This is a genomic window from Candidatus Absconditicoccus praedator (assembly GCF_021057185.1).
GTDB classification, from domain to species: Bacteria; Patescibacteriota; Gracilibacteria; order Absconditabacterales; family Absconditicoccaceae; genus Absconditicoccus; species Absconditicoccus praedator.
The window spans coordinates 855,761-876,570 of sequence record NZ_CP054059.1; the positions used below are offsets into that span (position 1 = coordinate 855,761).

Genomic DNA, 20,810 nt, shown 5'->3' on the forward strand with positions numbered 1-20,810 from the left:
TAATAGATTTTCCTTTTCTTCATTTTGTAATTTTAGGCATAATTAAAAAAATGTGCTACTATTTTAATTGCAATTTTGTGTTGCTATCTTTATAATTAAAATGAGTTAAATTTAAATTATTTATTTGATTTTAATTGATATGCTTGAAATTATTTCTAAGTATAGACAACTATTAGATTTTTTATATTTGTATTTTGATAAAGATGAATTTGTTGTTTTCGACTATAGGTTCTTATTTTTGGAATATTTACCCCCATGTTCTGTAGAAAAATATCATGATATACTTATGGAGTTTTTTGGCCCCAAAAATATAAAAATTTTTTTAGATAGATCAAAGTGATTAGATTTTATAAGAAGCTATGAGTATGAAAATCTTTTGACTAAAGACATATCAGTAGATTTTGTGTTTTTATCAAAAGAAGAAATTTTAAATATTAATAAGTTTGATTTATTCTTTGAAGGTTTTAATTTCTTTGTTGATTATGAATCAATTGAAAAGGAAAATAATTTAATTGTTAAAGATTACTTAAACATTTTTAGTTTAAATACATATGACTTAAGATCTGAATATTATAATCGTTTTTTATGAGAAAAAAAAAGTTCTAGAGAAATTTTAGATGATAAATTAAGGTCATTAAAGAGAATATTATATTTTCAAAATAACATAAAAAATGAAATAAAATATAAGACTCAAGAAAAAAAACTTAGTAATTATTGTATTTTACCTGCAATCTTTAAATTGAAGTCTGAAATAAAGTTACTTAAAAAATATATTCCCTCTCAAAAAGATATTATTAAATATATTTATTTTCAGTGAGATTTAAATTGCAATATCTTTGGTGATTATTACAAATGAAAAATTTGTATAATATGAAATAATAATGATTTATATTTTGATATACTTGTATGATATGATGTTGATAACTTTCACTTTAATCTACTAGAAAAGGCAAAACTGATTATCGTGGAAGAAAGTACATTGCTTACTCATGCTATTTATATGTGTAGAGAAATTTGAAAACCTATAATTTATGGAGCTGAATATTTATATGAGGTGCTTGATGATTGAGATTATGTTGAAATTGATTTTAAACAAAAAATAATTAAGAAAAATTAAAATTTTATTGTAAATTAATATTGTCATGTTTGAAAAGTCAAAAAAAATTGATATTTTAAAAAAAGAGCTTGAAAAAAGAAAATTGAAAAACATGGGGGTTCCCAATTATTTTTCTGGCTCTATTAATGAGATTCCTAAATATTTTCAGTATTTAAATTCACCTTTAATCCTAAGAAGTTGTGTTAATCATGAGGATTGAAAATACTCTTTTTCGGGAGTATTTGAATCTTTTTATCCAATATATACAGAAGTAGAACTGAAAAAATATTTATCAAAAATGTCTATTTTTTGAAATATTAAATTGAAAGAATATGAAAAGCTTAATGAATTAAATAATTTTCATTATTATATTTATCCTATTTTACAGGAATTTATAATATGAGACTTTAGTTTTGTGATTGATACTTTATTTAAAGATAAATATTTAAGGATAGAAGCTGTTCCATGAATAAATGAAAACTTAACTTCTTGAATATCTAGAGAGTCAGTAATTATAAATTATGATAAGCTACAAAAAGAATTTTACATAGAAAAAAATATTAACAATAATGATTATTTTTTAACTATTTTAAATTGAAAAAAACAAAGTAAGTTTTTCTTAGTGCCTTCTTTTGAAATAAATTTTTTTAGATATTATGTTAACAAACTTATAAATGCCTGACTTTTGATTGAATATATATTTAGTGGTAAATCACAGATTATAGAGTGAACTATTAAAAATAAAAAAATATGGGTATTACAATCAAAAGATAAAACTGTGTAACTGATAATAAGCAAAAAATATTTAATTATAAGTATATTTAAATATTTTTGTTTTTATTTTAAAACTATGACTTGAAAAAAATAAAAAAATAACTAATATCTTTTAATAGAGTTATATTTATTAAAAGTTTCTATGAAGAAACAAAATTGATATGTAATAATTAAAATTCTGTATAAGCTTGAAGAAAAAAATAAAATACCCAAAATCAGACTTCCTGAAAAAAAAAGGTTTGTAGAGTGGTTAGATAAAGACTTAATAAAGTTATTTTTTTGTGAACCACAAAATATTATAAATAGGTTTTTATCAGAAAAAAATTATAATGAAATAAATGGATCAATAATATCAAAAATAGATTATACTCATTTAAAGAATCTTTTTAACTTAAATTTAGATTCTTCATTATCCGAACTTTATGAGACAGAAAGGAAAGAATGATATAAGACAAGTGTTTATGCTTTTTTATTTAAAATTTATAGTGATTTTTTATTCTCTACAAATTATATAAAATTGAAAGAAAAAGAATCTTTATTCAATCATTTAGAAGTATGAAAAAATAAAAAAAAATTTAAAAATTCTATATTTCAATATATTTATGAGTGAGAAGATGAAGTTATATATTTTGATAATGAGTGAGAAGTGTTTGTGAATTTTTGATTTGAAAAATATGCTTTAAAGTATTTTAATAAATTAAAACTTTGAAAATCAAATTTTTTACCGGATATACTTTTTACAGATTTTGATAACATAAATAAAAGGTCAGCCATTATTCAAAATTATAATTATAATAAAAAGATAAATTATTATTTGTTTGGAAGAGCAATTATTAATAATGATTGGTCAGAGACTGAAAAATTATTTTGTCAAGTAGAAGATGTATTCGATAGCTGACAAAAAGTTGCTAAGATAGAGGACAAAAATTTAAGATTTTATTTAGAAAAAGAACTAAAAGATATAACTTAAGAAATTATTTGTTATATATTTTAAATATATGATCTAGCTATTTAAAAATTGATTTATTATGTAATATTTTTTTTATTTTTTCTTTTCATCATATATATTCTAAGAATTTTTTATTAAATCAATGACAATAATCATTAAATTTGCATTTTTTACAAAAACTTAATTTTTGCTTGTCTTCCAATATATGTTCTGTATTAGTTGTAAAACTTTTATTATTTATTAATGATTTGTACTCATCACTATATTTAGATAGATCTATTATACAAAATGGTGGTGCTGAAAAATGAAAGTTTATATCAATATTATTCCTTTCACATAATGATACTATTTTTTTGATTTCTTTTACCTGTTTTGAACTAAAGTCTAATAACACTTCTCTTCTATTTTCTCGAGCATATCAATTTGGGAATACAAGTCATATATTTAATTCTCTTTGAAAGAGTAAATCTATTATATCATGGTCTATTAAAAATTGTATAAAATGCTTTGTGTTATAAATATTATTTTTTGTAATAACAATATTTATAGTTATTTTTAATTTCTTATGAATATTATTCTTTCTTATATAATTAAACCATTCTATAAATTCTTCTTTGTTTAAATTTGTTCACATTTTATTATTTATATTTTCATCATGAGAGTGTTGTCATATAAATAACATATCTAATCAATTATTTATTAAGCTATTTATTTTTTCTTTTTTTTTGAATAGTATTATTCAGTTTGTTTGTAGCTCTATTCATCAAAATCCAATTTTTTGAGCCATTTTAATATATTTTTCTATATTTTTATTTAATAGCGGTTCTCATCAAGAAAATGTTAAAACAGTATTTTTTAGGTCTGTCTTATTTTTTTTTGCTTTTAAAATTATATTATTAATGATTTCATCTTTTGTTATATTTTTTTCAAAATTATTTGTTTCTATAATATTGCAAAAATTACATTTTAAATTGCAATAATAAGTAATTCTTATTACTTCATTTAACATATTTTTTATTTGTTTATATAAACCATGTCACTATTATAAAAAAACAATAATATTTTTCAATACATAAGTGATTAATTCTATTGAAAAATTCTATAATATAATTAGTATGCTATGCTAAATAATAAGTGGACCCTTTTTCAAGACCAGTTTATGCATTTATTTAAGGTAGTGACATTTTATTTGTATTAAACATTATAAATAAATGGTGCTCTATTGACAGTGGTATTAAATATATTGATGTCTTTAGATAATCAATATATTTCTCGTGGAGTTTTATAATTTAATGCCGAATGAAGTCTTTCTTGATTATATTTATCAATATATTCTTGCAAACAATTATATGCTTCTAATGGAGTTCTATAATCATATATATATACTTCTTCTTGTTTTATAGTCCTAAAAGTTCTCTCTACTATAATGTTGTCTATCCATCTTCATTTTCAATCCATGCTTATTTTTATTCCATTTTCTTTTAGTTTGTTTGTATATCTTACACTTGTAAATTGACTTCATTGATCAGAATTAACTATCTCTGGATGTTCATATAATGCAAGTGCTCTATTTAGTGCACTTATACAAAATTCTGACTCTAGTGTTAATGATAATTCCCAAGATAGTATTGCTCTACTATACCAATCAATTATTACTACCAAATAAACCCATCAATGTTTTAAACGGATATATGTTATATCTGTTGCCCATACTTGATTTGGTCTTGTGATTTCTAGGTTTCTTAATAAGTATGGATATTTTTCATTTTCTTTATTAGGTATACTTGTTTTTTTTCAAGGGTATATAGCTGTTAGTCACATTTCTGCCATAAGACTACTGACTTTCTTTCTTCAAACATTAAATCACTCTCTTTTTAGTTGGTGTTTAATTCTTCTACTTCAGTAATATGGATGTTCTGTGTATATTTCATCAATTCTATCCATAATTTGTTTTTCTTTATCTGACACCTGTTTTTCATGATATAAGCTCGATTTAGATATTCATAATAATTCAGATTGTTTATTAATAGATATTTCTTTGTTATCCTTTTCTATTAATTTAATTTTTTCAGAATATGTTAGGTAATTCTCCAATTTTTTTTTCCAGCCACTCTTTTTCCATAGTGACTTTTCATAATTTTGAATATAAATGTTCAATTAGCTTTTCATTTTCTTTATCCTTATTGTTTTTTTCTCTCTTGTCGTCAAATATACTTTCAGCATTTTCTATAAATTGTTGTTTCCATCTGTTTTGTTGATTAGGATGGACTCAATATTCGCTGGTTATTTGAGATTGAGTTTTATGACCATGTATAAGTTCAGTAATGACTTGTAGTTTAAATTTGGAACTGTACTTATTTCTCTTATTTCCCATAATATTGATTTGTTATAAATTAAATCTCTCTAGACAATATTTAATTTATAATATTTTCTTATGCCTAATTTTCAACAATTTTGTTAACTATCCACCTTAAATACTGGTCCAGAGATTGGGTCCATTATACCTAGTCAACTTTTTTATTCAAAATATATTAATTTTACAAGTCATCTTAAAAGATATCTAAAATATTTTAATAAAGATAGAATAAAAGTTATAATTTACGAAGATTTTTTATATGATAATCAAAAAATTATCAATGAAATCACTGATTTTTTAAAAATTGAAAAATTTACTATAGTGTATAAAAAAGTTAATACTTCTAATTCTAACAAATCAATTAGTGAAAATGATAAATTATATTTAATGAAAAAACTTAAGTGAGAGGTTATAAAAATAAATAAACTTTTAAATGATTATAAATTAATTAATAAAGATTTAATTTCTTATTGGGCTTATGATAAGATATAAATATAATTGTTTTTTTATTTTACTAAAATATTCTTGAATTAAACTATAAAAAACTTAGTATATTAGTATAATTTTAATTTAAAATATTTTGCTTATGACTATAATTTCTTCTGAAAATAGAGTATGGGTAAGGATAAGTAATTCTTGTATAAGTTCTTGTATATTTTGTTTGGATTCAGACAATTTAAAACAAAAAAGTTTTGTAGAAGATAAAATAATAAAGTATGAGTTAGAGAAGTCATATAAAAAATGATATAAAAATAAGGCTATAATCTCTGGGTGAGAAGCTAGTATTAATCCTAAATTTATTGATTATATAAAATATGCAAGGGATGTTTGATATACAAAGATACAGACAATAACAAATTGATATAAGTTTTGAAGTGAAAGTTTTACAAAAAAATGTATAGATAACTGACTTGATGAAATAACTTTTTCACTTCACTGACATACTCCTGAACTTCATGATAGCCTTACCTGATTAAAATGAGCTTTTAAAAATATTATAAAAGCAATTTATTATATAAGGAATAATCATCCAGAAACTATAATAAATTGTGATATTATTATTTGTAAACCTAATGTAGGTTATGCATATAAAATAGTGCAGTTATTGAAAAGGTTGCAAGTTTTTGAGTATGATATACTACAGATTGTCCCTCAGGCTTTAGCATGGGAAAATAGAGGTGATTTGTTGTTTGATGATATATATAATCACAAAGAAAGTTTACACAAACTATGGAAAGAGTCTGAAGACAAAAGAGTACATATGCGAGCTAATAGGGTGTTTCCATGACTTTTAGAGTGATTTGAGGATATGATTCAATCTCCAGAAAAAATGTCAGATGAAGTTCTTAATGAGGCTAAGAAGGAGTGGGAAAGAGTCTTTAAAAAAAGAAAATTGCCTGAGTGTAGAGATGAAATTAGGTGTGCAAATTGTTATATGAATTGGTTTTGTGATAACCTAAATGAGTTCTATTTTTCTTCAAATAAAAAAAATAAAAAAGAAAAACTTTTCTCACATAGAAGTATTGATAAAATAAATGAAATTTATCCAGCTGATATTGTTAATTTTAAATGAGAAGTATTTGGTAGGGATGTTTTAAATCTTCCATACTGTTTATCTTGAAAAAATAATTCATTTACAAATTTTAATGATTATTTGCTAGAACATAAAATACAAGCAAACATAGTTAATTTTACTAATTGGTTTATGGATGAATGATTTAGAATAAAATCAACTTGATGTAAAGAATGTAAACTATATAATTCTTGTAAGTGAATTCATATAAATTTTATAAAAAAATACTGATTTAAAATACTTAATCCAATTAAATAATAAATGGTTCAATATATAAATGAGATAATAAGAACAAATTATAAGTGTAATCGAAAATGTAAGTTTTGTAATGTACTAAAAACAAATAATTATTGAGTTGTAGATGTTTCTGATTGAGAAGTTATAAATAAAATTTTAGAAATTGCTAGAAAATATAATGAAGATCAATTAAAGTATGTAACAATTTCCTTTTCATGATGAGAACCTTTAATGAATAAAAATTTAGAAAAATACATAAAACTAGCAAAAAAAATATGAATATGAACTGTAGAAATACAAACTAATTGAATATTGTTAATCAATAATAAGTTTAAAATTAATAAACTATATGATGCTTGATTGGATGAAATTTTTATAGCACAACATAGCCATAAAAATGATGTAAATTATAGTTTATGATGCTTTTTGGACACAAAAAAACTAGAGGAGCGAGTTTTCTATGTTAAAAAAAATAATATTTATACACATGAGAAAAATCAACATTGAGTTTCAATTTATTTAAATATTGTTATTACAAAAATTAACTTGCCCTATTTAAAAGAATTTTTATTATATCTAAAAAAAATATGATTTATTGATTTAATAGAACCTAGGCATCATTTTGATTGAAACTGAAATTTGGAAAAGGTGACAAGGAAAATATCTTTATGATTTGTTCAGCCTCATTGATATGCTTGGGAATATTGAAAAGAGGTATTGCTCGATTTTAATGATGAACAAAAAAGATATATAGAGGAACTAATAAATTACTGTGAAGAAAATGATTTGTTGCCGGATATTCATTTTGTGGGTCCTCCTCTTTGCTTGATGTATTATCCCAAGTATAATTTAGAATATAACAGGTTGAAGAAAATAGAGGAAGATAAAAAAAAGTGACTTCAAAACGATGAAAATATCGACACATTCAGAGTTTTACAGAAAGAAAAAAGTAAACTTAAAGAGTGTGAAAGATGCAAATATAACAAATTTTGCTTATGAATATACAAGGCACGATTAGAGTTTTTTGGAGAAGAATATGCTAGGAAAAAAATTAATGAATTTATAAAAAAACAGTAATATAATGAATATTTGATATTTACAAATAACTAGAATATGTAATCATAAATGTATATTTTGTTCTAACCCTTCAAATGGTAATTTTTTATCTTTATCTGAAATAGAAGATTCAGTTAAAATACTAAAAAAAGAATGATTTAATTCTATTATAATAACATGATGAGAGCCTACTATTCATCCAAATTTTATTGATGTTGTAAATATTATTAAAAATAATTGAATTGAAGCTAGAGTAATAACTAATGGGTACCTATTTTCAAAAACTGAAAATGTAAAACAAATTAAAGATGCATGAATAAATATTGTTCATTTATCGGTTTATACATATAAAAAAGAGTTAAACGATAAAATTAGAGAGTATCCTTGAGCATTTGATCAAATGGTTAAAGCTATTATAAATTTAAAAAAGTATTGAATTACTACTCAAATAACTTCTGTAATTACAAAATATAATCAAGATCATTTGGATAAAACAGTAAAATTTATTAAAAAACTAAATCCAAATATATCACATTTTGTTCGAAATGTTATGGATCCTGAAATGATGCCAAAAAAATGAAAAGATAAAAAAGATGAAATATTACCTGACCTGGAAAAGGCTGGTAATAGCTTGGTTCAAATATTTAAATATTTAGAAAGTATATGAAATACTTTTAGGGTTGAAAAAATGCCACTTTGTTTCATACCTTGATATGAGTGGGCTAATACTGAATGTAGAAAGATAGTAAAAGATGAAAAAAGATATGTTCGTTTTTTGGACTTTAGAGAAAAAATTAATGAGTCTTGAAGAGATTTTCAACATTGATTGCTTGATGATTGTAAAAATTGTATATTAAATGAAATATGTTGATGAGTATATGAAAATAAAAAACGATATAATTATATAAATGTGAAACCCAAATGAATTGATTATAAAGGCAATTTAGAAAAGATAATTTTAAAGATAAAATGAAAAACAAAAGGATAGAGATACCGTTGTGATGGAAGTGTAATGAAAGGTGTTTTTTTTGTAGTGAAACAGAGTTGATAGAATATCATAAGTGAAAGTCATTAAGTTTTGAGTATTTTTATAAGTTGCTAATTTCTTATTATAAAGAAGGTTATAATCATTTAACAATAGTATGATGAGAACCAACTATAGAGAAAAACTTTATGAAAGCAATAAAGTTAGCAAAAAAATTATGAATGTGAGTGCAGATATCAACTAACTGATTAAGGTTTGAGGATGAGGTTTTTAGTAAAGAGGCAATGAAGTATATAGACCGAATAACATTATCAGTTCATACAATAGAAGATGATTTATTTAAAAAGATTACACAAACGAATATAGATTGATGGAAAAGTAGGCTTGAAAAGATATTAAAAAATATTTGAAAATATAAAGATAATCATGAAATAAGAATAAATTATGTGTTAACAAATTACAATATAGAGCATTTAAAAATATTAGACACTATAAATTATATAGAGAAAAATTTGCCTAATTACACATCTTTTGTACTAACTTATCCGGATATTACAGTTATAGAATCTGGAGAATTAACAAAAAAAATTAAAGTTAAAAAAGATGATTTATTTTCTTCTTTAGAAATACTTTATGAAAAACTTTCATCTGACCAAACTAGGAAATTGGTATTGGCAGATATGCCATTTTGTTTTGTTCCAGAGGAATTACATGGGAATTTACAAGATAATTTTATGGCATTAGATAGTATATCAAAAATATTTATAAAGGATGAAAAAAAGAAGCATGATAGGAATAAAGTAGACCCTAGGTGAAGATTTAAAGCAAATCAATGTAATAATTGTAAGTATTCTCATACATGTTTTTGATTTCCTAACATATTTGAGTTTTAAAGCATTTTTTTGTAGTTTAGTCAAAATCTGTTTTTAGGGTCTTTGAAAATTAAATAAGATTCGAAAAGACTTTTAGAAATGAATTTTGCATTGTTTGGGTGAGTTTCAATTTTTTCTGGGTGTCAATTATTATAAATTATTTTAAAATTGTAAATATTATTTTTTTTAAACAGTTTTATTGCATTATTTATATTTTTATAAATTACTAATATTTTATGAAATCATAATGGTGTGGTTTCCGATGTTGGTGTTTTAAATTTTTCTGCCAGCTCTTTCCTTCTTATAAAGTTGTGTTTTTGTACAGTTTCTATGGAGCAAAAGTGTATATAATACGTAGGTTTTTCATTTTTTATTATGTCATGTATTAGCTTTAAAGAAGTTAGTTTACTTCATAATATAGGATATTCTTTTTTAGAAATTCAATAATACTTTTCTACTAGTTCACCTTTTTGTAAGTCTATTTTGTAATTTAATTTATTATAAATAGTGTTGTGATGTCAGTTATATGTCATTTCATTTAGATTAAATCAATTTATTGCATTTTGATCCGATAGTTCTTTCATAATTTTATACATATATTCATAAGTATCAGGTTGTACTGGCATTTCTATAAGTACTGAGGGGATATATTTTTTTGAAAGTTTGTATAGTTCTGTTTTTGGTTTTTCATAGGGTTTTATGCTGTATCTAAGTTCTGATACTCATTTGTCTTTTAATTTTTTTAATATTTCTTCATCAATAAAATCTCAAGTAGTATAGATTCTTTTTATAACTCAGCTGTATTTTTCATTTACATAATCTAGAATTTTGAATACTGTTTTTTTGTGTAAAAATGGTTCTCATCATGTGATTGCTAGGGTTTTGTTGTTTTTGTTTGTGCTGAATGTGTCGTCTATGATTCTTAGACTTTTGTTGTAATCTTTTTGATTTGTGGCTGCGTTAAAACTATTTTCTGGGCATAAAGGATTTTTTTCATAACAAAAAAAACAGCTTCTATTACATAAATAGCTAATTACAATTGTGCATCATTGTCATTTTATGCATTCAGAACATCATATAGATCTTCACCCATAAAATAATCAGTCTCAAATTCCTGTGAAAGAAACTCATTCTAATGATCTTAAATTTTGTTTTATAAAATCTAAATTTTCCTTAGATTCTTTTTTTAATTCAATATCTCAAAATTCTTTAATTCTGTTTTGTATGAATTTTTCTCTAATTTTTTCTATATTTTTTAGTTCTTTGTTCATAAAAAATTAGTACAGCTTAAAATTATAATAATGATATTTAATTTATTTTTTATTTCAAGTTTTGTTTTTTATAAATTTATTTAGGTAAAAAAGATTTTTTTTAATTATTTTATTTTCTTGTTTTGATGTGTTGAGTAAATTATATAAGCATTTGTTGAAGTTCATTTCATTTACTTGTTTTTTGTGTCAGATTTTAATTATTATGTTTCCTTTATAATTTATTAATTTTTCTCATTGTTGAAATTCAATTTCATAGTATATATAATCTATGTTTTTATTTAGAAGGTAAAAGTTTATGTTTGTCAATATTGTCGAAAAATTTTTATATGTTAGAAAGTATCATAATGAATGTTCTAGTATGTCTCTATCAAATGCTGATTTTATTTTAATAGGTTTCCTATTTAAGATTAGATTTAAATATATTTCATCATTGAAATAAAATATGTTTTCTTTATCAATTATTTGATTTAATAAATCTAATTCATAAGATACGGGTTTTTCTATTATTATTTTTGAATTTTTAATATTTGTACTAAGTATAAATTTTAATACTTTGGTTTGTTCTGCAGTGGGACTTATGGCAATTATAATAATATCAAATTTTTCAAAAAATTTTATGTTTTTTATCTTATCAAATTTGAAAATATTAGTTCAATTGAATTTGTTTTTTTTATCTACTCATGATCTATTGCATAAGCTAATCCTGTATCATAGCGACTTGAAATATTGGTAATATTTGAGTCCTTGTTTTCATGTTCACAATATTAAAACATTCATTTTATTTTTTGTAATTTACTTAAATTAGCTTTTGATTCACTCTTTTCTATTTTTTGCAATTTGTAATAATTCTTTTGGGCTCAAAAATATTAATCAGTAAAATCATATATTTTTTTCTTCTCAATTGTAATATAAGTACCTATCATCTTCAATTATAATATTATTTTTGATTAAGAAATCTATTTCTTCTTTAAACATGTCTTTAATGTTTTTATTGAACTTTTTTTTGAAATCTATTTTGTCTATTTTATCTTGAAAGGATTTTAAAGTATATGATAGAATCTCATAATTATTATCTAATTTTTCTATAGAAAAAATAAATTTTCAATTTTTAAAAAAACTTGTTTCATAACTTCATAGATTTCGAACTTTAGAAATGCTTTTGTATCAAACACCAAAAATAGATTTTTTTTCATTAGAATACAATCAAAAGCTTTTTTTACTGTTTCAAGATTTTTTATGTTTAAAAATATATCACAACACATTGTTCAATTTTGTTGTGTTATATTTGTTTTTTATTTTACTGCCTTTAATTGTTTTTGTAAATAAATTTTCCAAATTGTCATAAAATTTATCTCAATATTTTATATATATATTATTTGTCTTGTTTTGTTCTTTCATTACAGTGTAATATGTGATGCTATCAGGCTCACACTCTTTTAATATATTTAAATTACTTATAAAATCACTTATGTCATCATCTCATAATCATAGAACTAAATCTGTATTTATGAATTCTATTCATACTTTTTTTCAGTAACTTATAAATTCTTTAATTGTTTCTTTATCTACGTATCTTCTATTTTCTTTTTCTAGTGTGTTCTTATTGAATGATTGGACTCAAAAGCTTATTCTATCAAATCATAGATCTTTTACTTTTTTTATTTTAGATAATGATGTAGAGCAGGGATTTAATTCTATTGTTTTTTGATAGTCTTTATTGAATTTAAAGTTTTTAAAAATATATCAAAATATGTCCTCCATCTCACTTTCATTTAATGTGCTAGGAGTTCCTCATCAAACATAAATTCAGCTAAATTCAACTTTCTTAAATAAATCTATAAAATTGTATAAAAAATTTTTAACATCTAAGATATAATCTTTTTTTTGTTTTTGATTTGTTAGCAAAAGTTTGTCATACATACAATATTTACAAATTTTTTCACAAAATGGAATATGTAAGTAAAAACTAATGGGATGGTTGTTGTCTATAATCTTTAAGTGTTTTTTTCGTAGATTTATTATTTCTGTTTTGCTTACTTCTTTTTTTTTGTTCATACTAAACCTATCAAATAAAAAATCATGTCATGGATTTATCAATTTTTTTATTATTCTTCTTTTTTTTTCAATAGAATTCATGTAGAGTAAATAAAATCTAAAAAGTTCTTGAAAAAATATTATTTTTTTATAAACTTAATTCAAGTTTATTTTGATATAAATATTGAATGAAAAGAGCTGATATAAAGGTTTGATTTTCTTGTAATAATTTTTGTGAATTTTGTGTGCAGTGAGATAAAAGGTTTTTGTTTAAGCCACGTTCATTAGAAAAAATAAAAGAAATCACAAAGCATGAATATGATAATTGATGTAGGGAAGCAGTTTTTACTTGATGAGAGCCAACTGTTCATCCGAAACTTGTGGAGGCGGTTTCATACGCAAGTAGTATCTGATATAAAGAAATACAAATACAATCAAATTGAACAAATTTTGATGACATTAATTATTGTAAAAGTCTTATTAATGCTTGAGTGACACAGTTTTGACCTTCTATTCATTGAGCTAATCCATCTACTCATGATGATTTGGTTAAAACTAAATGAGCCTGGAAAAGGGTTGTAAAATGAGTACATAATCTAAAAAGATTAAGACAAGCTATAATATTTAACATTGTTGTTACTAAGAAAAATTATAGAGAATTACCTAAGCTTTCAAAAATACTGTGTGAACTGTGAGTTTCTCAACTTCAATTTGCTTTTGTTCATATATTATGATCTGCTGATAAAAATAAAGTAAAGATTGTTCCTAAAAAGACTGATGTGATGCCATATATAAAAAAATGAATAGATATATGAAATCTCTATAAAATTCCAGTTTTTACAGAAGCTATTCCATATTGTCTGATGCAGTGATATGAGTATGCAATAGCAGAGAATATAATGCCAGAAACAACAGTTATTGATGCTGAACATACTACAGAAAGTTATAAGGATTATAGAGTTGCTGAATGAAAAGTAAAGGTTGAAAAATGTAAGACTTGTAAATACTTTAAGTATTGTGAGTGACCCTGGAAGGAATATCCTGAAATATATTGATGGGATGAGTTTGAGCCAATTAAATAATTTAGACCTCAAAAATTATGCATGAAAAAGATTGTTATTTACTGAAAGTGATGAATTTGAAAATCTACTGTTTCAACTCACTTAAGTGTATATTATGCTCTTAATTGATATAAAGTGCTTCAAGTTGGTTGTGATCCCAAACATGATTCAACAAAAAGGCTGCTTCCTAAAAATACTGATATAAAAACTGTTATAGATATAACAAAATATTATGATATAGATGAGATTTCTAAAGATATGTTTGTATATAGTTGAAAATTCTGAATAGATTGTGTAGAGGCTGGTTGACCAATTGCATGAATTTGATGTGCCTGAAGATGAATATCATTAATGTTTGAGATTTTTGAAGAAGTTGATTTGCTGCAGACAAGTAACTATGATATAGTTATATTTGATGTACTATGAGATGTGGTTTGTTGATGATTTGCTTCGCCATTAAAAATTTGATTTGCAGACAGTGTTTATCTGGTTACCTCTGAAGAAATAATGTCTTTGTATGCAGCAAATAATATTGCTAGAGCAGTAGTTAATTACTCAAGAAATTGAATTGATTTATGAGGATTGATTTTAAATCAAAGGAGTAATGATGTTGATATTGCCCCAGTAAAAGGTTTTGCATATAGTATATGAACTAAAATTATATGAACTGTTCCTAGGTCTAATGAACTTTTGGAGATGGAAAAAAAATGAAAAACAGTTTTTGAAGATGATTCTTTAAGTTATTCCACTATTGTAAAACATTTTAAAGGGATTGCAGATAATATTGATGAATCTAGATGAGTTGTGCCTACTCCGTTTGATGACAAAGAATTTGATGACTTTGTTTTTTACAACTTTCAAAAAAAGTAATTATGAATAGGGTGTTTTTTTGAGATTATAATGCAAAAAAAATATTTGAAAAATTATTTAACTTAAAAAATCTTGAGATAAAATTTATATCAGCAACACCTGAAAATATTTGAATATTTATACAAAAAAATAACTGCTCTCTATACATTAAATTAAAAAACAATGATTGAGTTTGCGTTATTGATTCAAATCAAAAACAAGATGATATATTTATTAAAGCAAAAGAATTTTTTGAAAAAAAAAGTTATTATTGATTTTTTAATATGATTAAAAAAAATTCTTTACAATGAAGTAGTTTAGATATAAATGAACAAATTGTTTGATATATTGATGCATGTTTTATAATGTGAGCTTTAAGATCGCATCAAAAATTTCAAAAAAAAGAACTAGATAATATTTTAGATTTTACATTCTTTTCAGATTATGTGTATGAAAGAAAAGCCAGAGATACTCTTGATTATGAGTTTTCTTCCTGTTATATAAATCATAGTGAGTTGGAGTGTTATATTTGTAATGCTGAATCATTGTTGGGATGAAGTTCTAAGTGAATGAGTAGTTTTTTTGAATTTGAAGATCAAGATAATTATAGTAGTGATTTTTATGAGTCCGACTATGTTAATGAAGATTGATATTTTACAAATATAACTCAACATGATACAATTGTGGAATGATGAATTTACAAAATAGAGGAAATATTGGATAATCTTGATTTTGAAAAATATGATGTAATTACAATTAATCAAACTTGTACTCCTTCTATAATTGGGGATGATTTGAGATCGCTTATTAAAAGGTATCAAAAAAAAACAAATACGCCTATTGTTTATAAGGATCAAAATGCTTTTGATTCGTACAAAGAATTAGAAGTTCTTGTGAAAAAGAATAAAAATTCTCATAAAATAAAAAATAGTTTAATATATGTGTGAGTTTGAGATTATGATTTTATTGAGGAATCAAGTAATTTATTTTGATGAATCTGAATTCGTTTTAATGGTAATATTGTTCCAAAAGTAAATAAGAAGTTGATAGATATGTACTGAAGATCAGAAACACAAGTTTTATTTAAAAGTGATTTAAATGAAGAATTAAATCATATCTTTGATGATACAGGTAAAATTACTATTTATGAAAATATTCCTTATTGATTAGAAAATTCAATAAATTTTTATAACAGAATCGTATGAAACTTTTATAATAATTTTGATGAAGATTTAAAAAATTATTTTCATAAACAAAAAGAACAGTTTGATTTTTTAAAAAATTATACAAAAAAATTTTGAGTTTGATTTTTAATAACTCCTCAAAAAATAAATGATTTTTTTGGTGTTCTAAGATGAGTTCCAATTATAAATTTTTTTAGAGAGATGTGATTTAAAATAAATGTTTTATTTTATTCAGAGCACATGGAATTGAACTCGATTATTTATAATAATATACAAGAAAAAAATCTTGATGATAAAATTAATTACGAAATAACTAATAGTAATACTGTTTTAGAAAAATTTTTATTAAGAGAAGATATTGATATATATTATTCGGAAATGTATAATGATAGTCGTATCTTGAATAAGGATAAGTTTCAGTTTTCACATAATGATCTATATTATTGAGTAAGTTGAGCTGTTTATTCTCAAAAAAAATTGTTAAAATTATGTGAGTCAAGAAAAAAAATAAAAAATTTATATTATATATAAAATTATAATGGGAAGTGAAATTAATGCCATAAAATATTCAGACACTACCAACATCCCTTTTTTAGTATGAGTTTTGTTGTGAGTTAATGCAATAAGAGATTCGGCTATACTAGTAGATGGTCCAGACTGTATTTTTTTTAAGTCTGAAATAATAGACATGAACCATGATAAATTTTCTTCTTTGAGAAGTTCTTCAAGAAATCAAAAAGTTTTTTTTACCAATCTTACAACAAGAAATATAGTAAAGTGACATGAAAAGTTTGTTTATGATAAAATAAGTGAAATATCAAAAAATAGAAAAATAAATACAATTTTTTTGTCTAGCATGCCAATGGCAAAACTTACGTGAGTGCAATATGAAAAAATAATAAATGAGTCTGAAATTCAGCAAAAAATAATTAATGTAAATTTGTTTGAGGATAGAGATTGGCTTGAATGATATGAAGAGTTTCTTTTGTCAATAGCAAAAAATATTGATTATTCAAGTTTAAACTTACAAAAAAATAAAATTTGAATTGTTTGAAACATGTATGATCGTAATGAGGGTGATTGTATCTGAAATATTAGAGAGCTAAGAAATTTATTAAACTTAATTTGATTAGAAGCAGAAACAATATGGTTGAGTGGTGGTGATTTTGAAGATTTGGAAAGAATAAAAAATTGTGAATATGTTGTTAAACTTCCCTATTGAAGAAAAGCTGCTGATTACATAGCAAAAGAAACTTGAGCTAAATTAATTGAAACTTCACTTCCATTTTGACCTTATTTTACGAAAAAATTTTTATTAGATGTTTATGAATGAGTTTACTGAAGACAGTTAGATGAGAATACAAGTAAAAAAATAAAAAATGAAATAAATACTTTTCTAGAAAAAGCTAAGCCATTTATCAAGAAAGATTTCTTAGGAAAAACTTTGTTGTATTCATGAGATCCCAATTTTTTTAATTGAATATGAGATTTTGCTTCTTTGTTGTGATTAGATGTTTTGTGATATATATGATATTGTAGGAAAAATAAAAATTATTATGATGAAGATAACAAGGAAATAAAAAGTAAGTCTTATTTCTGAAAAACATATTATTACATAAATAAACAATTTTCAAGTGCAGATATAGATTATTTTGTGTGAAATAGCTTGATTTCTGTGTCATCACAAAGATCTTTAATATTTTCTTTTCCTAGTTTGCACTCACACTTTTTAAATGAAAAGCCATTTTTGGGGTTTAAGTGAGCTGAGAATTTTTTGGAAAGGTTGGTAAATTTAAGCTACGAATTATATATAAAATAATTTTGTTGTACTTATTAGTTTTAAATTTATAAAATAATAAAATTCAACATTATTGATTCTATTTGTGTATATGTGCTATTTGAGTATAAAATAAGCTTGATTAATTTATCAAATAAGCTTGATTAATTTATCAAATATTAAATTAACAATGTGATTTTATTTTTTATTTTGTGATAATTTCTTGTTTTAGGAAAAATCTGTTGAAATTTATTTTAAAAACATTAAATTAAGAATTGCTTAAAGAAAAGGGTCAGTAGCTCAGTTGGCAGAGCAGGGGCCTCTTAAGCCCAAGGTCGAGGGTTCGAATCCCTCCTGACCCAGCTTATGATTGTTTAAAGGCTTGAAAAAAATTTTTTGATAGTTATATTTGATGTATATAGGGGTGTAGCTCAGCTGGTAGAGCAGCGGTCTCCAAAGCCGCGGGTCGTGGGTTCAAGTCCTGCCACCCCTGTTTTTTTGTTATAGAAAAAATTTCTCCCGCAGGCATTTCTTTATAGATTTAGAATACTCTGCCATTCTTTGGCTTGATCAGGGACTCTAGCAGGATAGAATCTGATCTTCTAGATATTAGGGTCAAGCTTTAATATGACATGCTAAACAATATTTGGTTAAACATACTATAATAAAGAAAGTCAAAAAACCAACATATTATATTTGCAAAAAAAACTCTCTACGGGTTAATAAAAATTGATATTTGTAGTATTTTCCTTATAATAATCTTTGTTTAAACTTAAATATTTATTAAAAAATGAAACTAGAAAATGTTTTAAGATTACCAGAGGATTCTAGCATCCAATCTTATACTGATGCTACCAAAAAAAATTTGTCTTTGGTGCTTTCTAGTGATACAAATGAAACTCTTCCAGAAAGCTTTATGGTTTTTTTGGAAAACTTGGATCATGGGATTCAACATACTCACAATGTATACAAAAAAGCATTGGAAATAGCAGATATTCTTGAAGAGGAGTCTGGAGAAAAAACAAACAAAGCTTTGATATATGTTATGGCTGTGATGCATGATTCAGGAAGGTTTCATCTAAGTGATAATCATAGTAAACAAGATAAGTGTGAAAGACAGCACAACAAATGTTGAGTAGCTCAAATAAGACTTTTTCAAAAAAGACTTAGATCAAAATGATATGATTTGGATGAATGACAAATTTCTTCTATTATGGACTATATTTACAATCATGACTATATGACAGAAAGGCTTGATTGAGCAAAACTAAAAGAACCAGATTCCTTGGAGTGACAGATAGTAAGACTTGCTGACAGAGTCAGTACAGATGTTAGAGAAGAGGTGAGAAGATATTGGGAGACTGGGAAAAGAAGAAATACTCCTTTGATAAAAGATGGTATATCTTTGCAGGATAGGGTAGAGTTTAGCTTTGATAAAATTTGAGAATATATAAAGGCTTGAAAACTTGATCAGATGATGTTTTTCTTTGCTTTGATAAGTATATCTCCTAGTGATTTTTCTCATCCTCAATTGGCTAAAATATATGGTAACTGGTCTAGAGAAAAAGAAGACTCTATAGATGAGATCATGTTGATTGCTGAAGAAGAGGGTTATGACAAAGAAAAAGTTAGAGCAGTTATAGACCAATATTTGGATTATTTTAATATTAATTTGAAATAACAATGAAGATAGCAATATGTGGTGCTCATTGAGTTGGTAAAACTACTATATCCAAAAAAATATCAGAAAAGTTTGATTTGGAAGTGCTTCCTGATATAGTAGTAGATGCTTACAATATGTGACTTGAAATAAATGAATGAACTCCTATAGAAACTCAAACTTGGTTGATATGACAACAAATGGCAAATGAAAAGACAAGAAGCGATTTTGTGGCAGATAAATGTATTTTTGATTATTATGTGTATGCAAAAGCTTTAGGTATGGATGATGATGTAGTGTCAGTAGCCAAAAAAGTAGCTACAAAGACTCATAATTATGACTATATATTTTATATTGCTCCAGAGTTCCCTATAGAAGATGATGGTGTGAGAAGTACTGACCCTGATTTCCAAGCAAGTATAGATAAAACTTACAAAAAATTTTTGGATGATTTGTGAATTAACTATACACAACTTACTTGAACTGTGGAAGATAGAATGAATCAAGTTTTAGATACAGTAAGCCAATAAAATGACTAAAAGATTTTCTGAAGCTTTCAGGGATGTTGAACTGCCAGAGCCTACTTGATTTTTGAAAAGTAAGAAGTTTGTGGATGTAAACAAATTGGAAATAAGAAAACTTTTTTCACCAACTGATTTAGATGATATTCCAAAAGTGGATCTTGTATGAGATGTTTGAGTTTTGATTAGTTATAAATGAAAACCGGCTCATATATTATGAATAAATGATGAGTGAGAAAGAAAAATATTTGTTTGACAGATACAGTGAGTAAAGGGGAAAGAATGATATAGAGTTATTAAATGAATTGATGTGGTGTGATATTATGCTGCTTTTGTTGCAAGTGTTGTGTCCAGTACACAAGAAGAATTAGAAATAGATGTAGAAAAGCATTTTGAAACTGCTGACTTAAAAGCCATAGAAAGAGTTTACTGAAGATATATTAACTTTCTTAATCTTTTAAAAGAAAATCTAGGTTGTTAGATGTTTTTACTAAGTCAATTATATTCAAAGAAAAGATATTTTCTTAACTTGAAAAAATTAGTCTTTTTTGTATA

18 protein-coding genes, 2 tRNA genes and 2 pseudogenes are annotated in these 20,810 nt (G+C 24.1%); 17 read left to right on the forward strand and 5 right to left on the reverse strand.

What is annotated here, in order from left to right:
• The first annotated feature begins 139 nt into the window (after positions 1-139).
• The 3 genes from HLG78_RS04195 to HLG78_RS04205 all read left to right on the forward strand — a co-directional run bounded on the left by HLG78_RS04195 (position 140) and on the right by HLG78_RS04205 (position 2,840).
• Entirely contained in the window at positions 140-1,117 is a 978-nt protein-coding gene (locus tag HLG78_RS04195; protein WP_231176407.1) for a PEP-utilizing enzyme, read from the forward strand.
• A 25-nt stretch (positions 1,118-1,142) separates the two neighbouring features.
• On the forward strand, positions 1,143-1,880 hold the full coding sequence (locus HLG78_RS04200; RefSeq protein WP_231176412.1) for a PEP/pyruvate-binding domain-containing protein: 738 nt from the start codon (positions 1,143-1,145) through the stop codon (positions 1,878-1,880).
• 132 nt (positions 1,881-2,012) lie between these two features.
• Positions 2,013-2,840: a hypothetical protein gene (locus HLG78_RS04205; protein WP_231176415.1), complete on the forward strand. Its 828-nt coding sequence runs from the start codon at positions 2,013-2,015 to the stop codon at positions 2,838-2,840.
• A 37-nt stretch (positions 2,841-2,877) separates the two neighbouring features.
• Here the strand turns inward: HLG78_RS04205 and HLG78_RS04210 are convergent, their stop codons facing one another.
• Positions 2,878-3,828 carry a radical SAM protein gene (locus HLG78_RS04210; protein WP_231176418.1) on the reverse strand — a complete coding sequence of 317 codons (951 nt, stop codon included), beginning with the start codon at positions 3,826-3,828 and terminating at the stop codon, positions 2,878-2,880.
• A 314-nt stretch (positions 3,829-4,142) separates the two neighbouring features.
• Positions 4,143-5,193 (reverse strand): annotated as a pseudogene (locus tag HLG78_RS04215) (IS3 family transposase); the annotation flags it as partial.
• A 171-nt stretch (positions 5,194-5,364) separates the two neighbouring features.
• On the opposite strand from HLG78_RS04215, the pseudogene HLG78_RS05445 reads away from it, so the two are divergent.
• From HLG78_RS05445 to HLG78_RS04235, 5 genes and pseudogenes are all read left to right on the forward strand, one after another.
• Positions 5,365-5,667: pseudogene (locus tag HLG78_RS05445) on the forward strand (sulfotransferase domain-containing protein); the annotation flags it as partial.
• A gap of 94 nt (positions 5,668-5,761) precedes the next feature.
• A complete protein-coding gene (locus tag HLG78_RS04220; protein WP_231176421.1) occupies positions 5,762-7,006 on the forward strand; it encodes a radical SAM protein in 1,245 nt (414 codons plus the stop codon).
• Positions 7,007-7,009: 3 nt separating this feature from the next.
• The gene (locus tag HLG78_RS04225; RefSeq protein ID WP_231176425.1) at positions 7,010-8,062 is read left to right on the forward strand and encodes a radical SAM protein; all 1,053 of its coding nucleotides are present in this window, start codon (positions 7,010-7,012) and stop codon (positions 8,060-8,062) included.
• Positions 8,063-8,066: 4 nt separating this feature from the next.
• Complete coding sequence (locus tag HLG78_RS04230; protein ID WP_231176428.1) at positions 8,067-9,029, forward strand: radical SAM protein; 963 nt, start codon at positions 8,067-8,069, stop codon at positions 9,027-9,029.
• The gene (locus HLG78_RS04235; protein WP_231176431.1) at positions 9,011-9,919 is read left to right on the forward strand and encodes a radical SAM protein; all 909 of its coding nucleotides are present in this window, start codon (positions 9,011-9,013) and stop codon (positions 9,917-9,919) included. Before HLG78_RS04230 ends, HLG78_RS04235 begins: the two co-directional genes overlap by 19 nt.
• On the opposite strand, the gene HLG78_RS04240 is transcribed toward HLG78_RS04235, so the two are convergent.
• The 3 genes from HLG78_RS04240 to HLG78_RS04250 are packed head-to-tail and all read right to left on the reverse strand — an operon-like array spanning position 9,916 to position 13,305.
• Complete coding sequence (locus tag HLG78_RS04240) at positions 9,916-11,169, reverse strand: radical SAM protein (RefSeq protein WP_231176433.1); 1,254 nt, start codon at positions 11,167-11,169, stop codon at positions 9,916-9,918. The genes HLG78_RS04235 and HLG78_RS04240 overlap by 4 nt on opposite strands.
• A gap of 42 nt (positions 11,170-11,211) precedes the next feature.
• Complete coding sequence (locus HLG78_RS04245) at positions 11,212-11,946, reverse strand: hypothetical protein (RefSeq protein ID WP_231176445.1); 735 nt, start codon at positions 11,944-11,946, stop codon at positions 11,212-11,214.
• 24 nt (positions 11,947-11,970) lie between these two features.
• The gene (locus HLG78_RS04250; protein ID WP_231176464.1) at positions 11,971-13,305 is read right to left on the reverse strand and encodes a radical SAM protein; all 1,335 of its coding nucleotides are present in this window, start codon (positions 13,303-13,305) and stop codon (positions 11,971-11,973) included.
• Positions 13,306-13,391: 86 nt separating this feature from the next.
• Between HLG78_RS04250 and HLG78_RS04255 the strand changes: the two genes are divergently transcribed.
• The 9 genes from HLG78_RS04255 to HLG78_RS04295 all read left to right on the forward strand — a co-directional run bounded on the left by HLG78_RS04255 (position 13,392) and on the right by HLG78_RS04295 (position 20,736).
• Entirely contained in the window at positions 13,392-14,285 is an 894-nt protein-coding gene (locus HLG78_RS04255; protein WP_231176469.1) for a radical SAM protein, read from the forward strand.
• 21 nt (positions 14,286-14,306) lie between these two features.
• Positions 14,307-15,134 carry a nucleotide-binding protein gene (locus HLG78_RS04260; RefSeq protein WP_231176487.1) on the forward strand — a complete coding sequence of 276 codons (828 nt, stop codon included), beginning with the start codon at positions 14,307-14,309 and terminating at the stop codon, positions 15,132-15,134.
• 2 nt (positions 15,135-15,136) lie between these two features.
• Positions 15,137-16,828 carry a nitrogenase component 1 gene (locus HLG78_RS04265; RefSeq protein ID WP_231176492.1) on the forward strand — a complete coding sequence of 564 codons (1,692 nt, stop codon included), beginning with the start codon at positions 15,137-15,139 and terminating at the stop codon, positions 16,826-16,828.
• Positions 16,829-16,835: 7 nt separating this feature from the next.
• The gene (locus tag HLG78_RS04270; RefSeq protein ID WP_231176495.1) at positions 16,836-18,116 is read left to right on the forward strand and encodes a nitrogenase component 1; all 1,281 of its coding nucleotides are present in this window, start codon (positions 16,836-16,838) and stop codon (positions 18,114-18,116) included.
• Between the two features lie 247 nt (positions 18,117-18,363).
• Positions 18,364-18,436 (forward strand) — tRNA-Lys (locus tag HLG78_RS04275).
• A 58-nt stretch (positions 18,437-18,494) separates the two neighbouring features.
• Positions 18,495-18,567 (forward strand) — tRNA-Trp (locus tag HLG78_RS04280).
• Positions 18,568-18,864: 297 nt separating this feature from the next.
• The gene (locus tag HLG78_RS04285) at positions 18,865-19,755 is read left to right on the forward strand and encodes an HD domain-containing protein (RefSeq protein ID WP_231176498.1); all 891 of its coding nucleotides are present in this window, start codon (positions 18,865-18,867) and stop codon (positions 19,753-19,755) included.
• A gap of 2 nt (positions 19,756-19,757) precedes the next feature.
• A complete protein-coding gene (locus tag HLG78_RS04290) occupies positions 19,758-20,264 on the forward strand; it encodes an ATP/GTP-binding protein (protein ID WP_231176501.1) in 507 nt (168 codons plus the stop codon).
• 1 nt (position 20,265) lies between these two features.
• Positions 20,266-20,736 carry a hypothetical protein gene (locus HLG78_RS04295; RefSeq protein ID WP_231176504.1) on the forward strand — a complete coding sequence of 157 codons (471 nt, stop codon included), beginning with the start codon at positions 20,266-20,268 and terminating at the stop codon, positions 20,734-20,736.
• Positions 20,737-20,810: the final 74 nt, after the last annotated feature.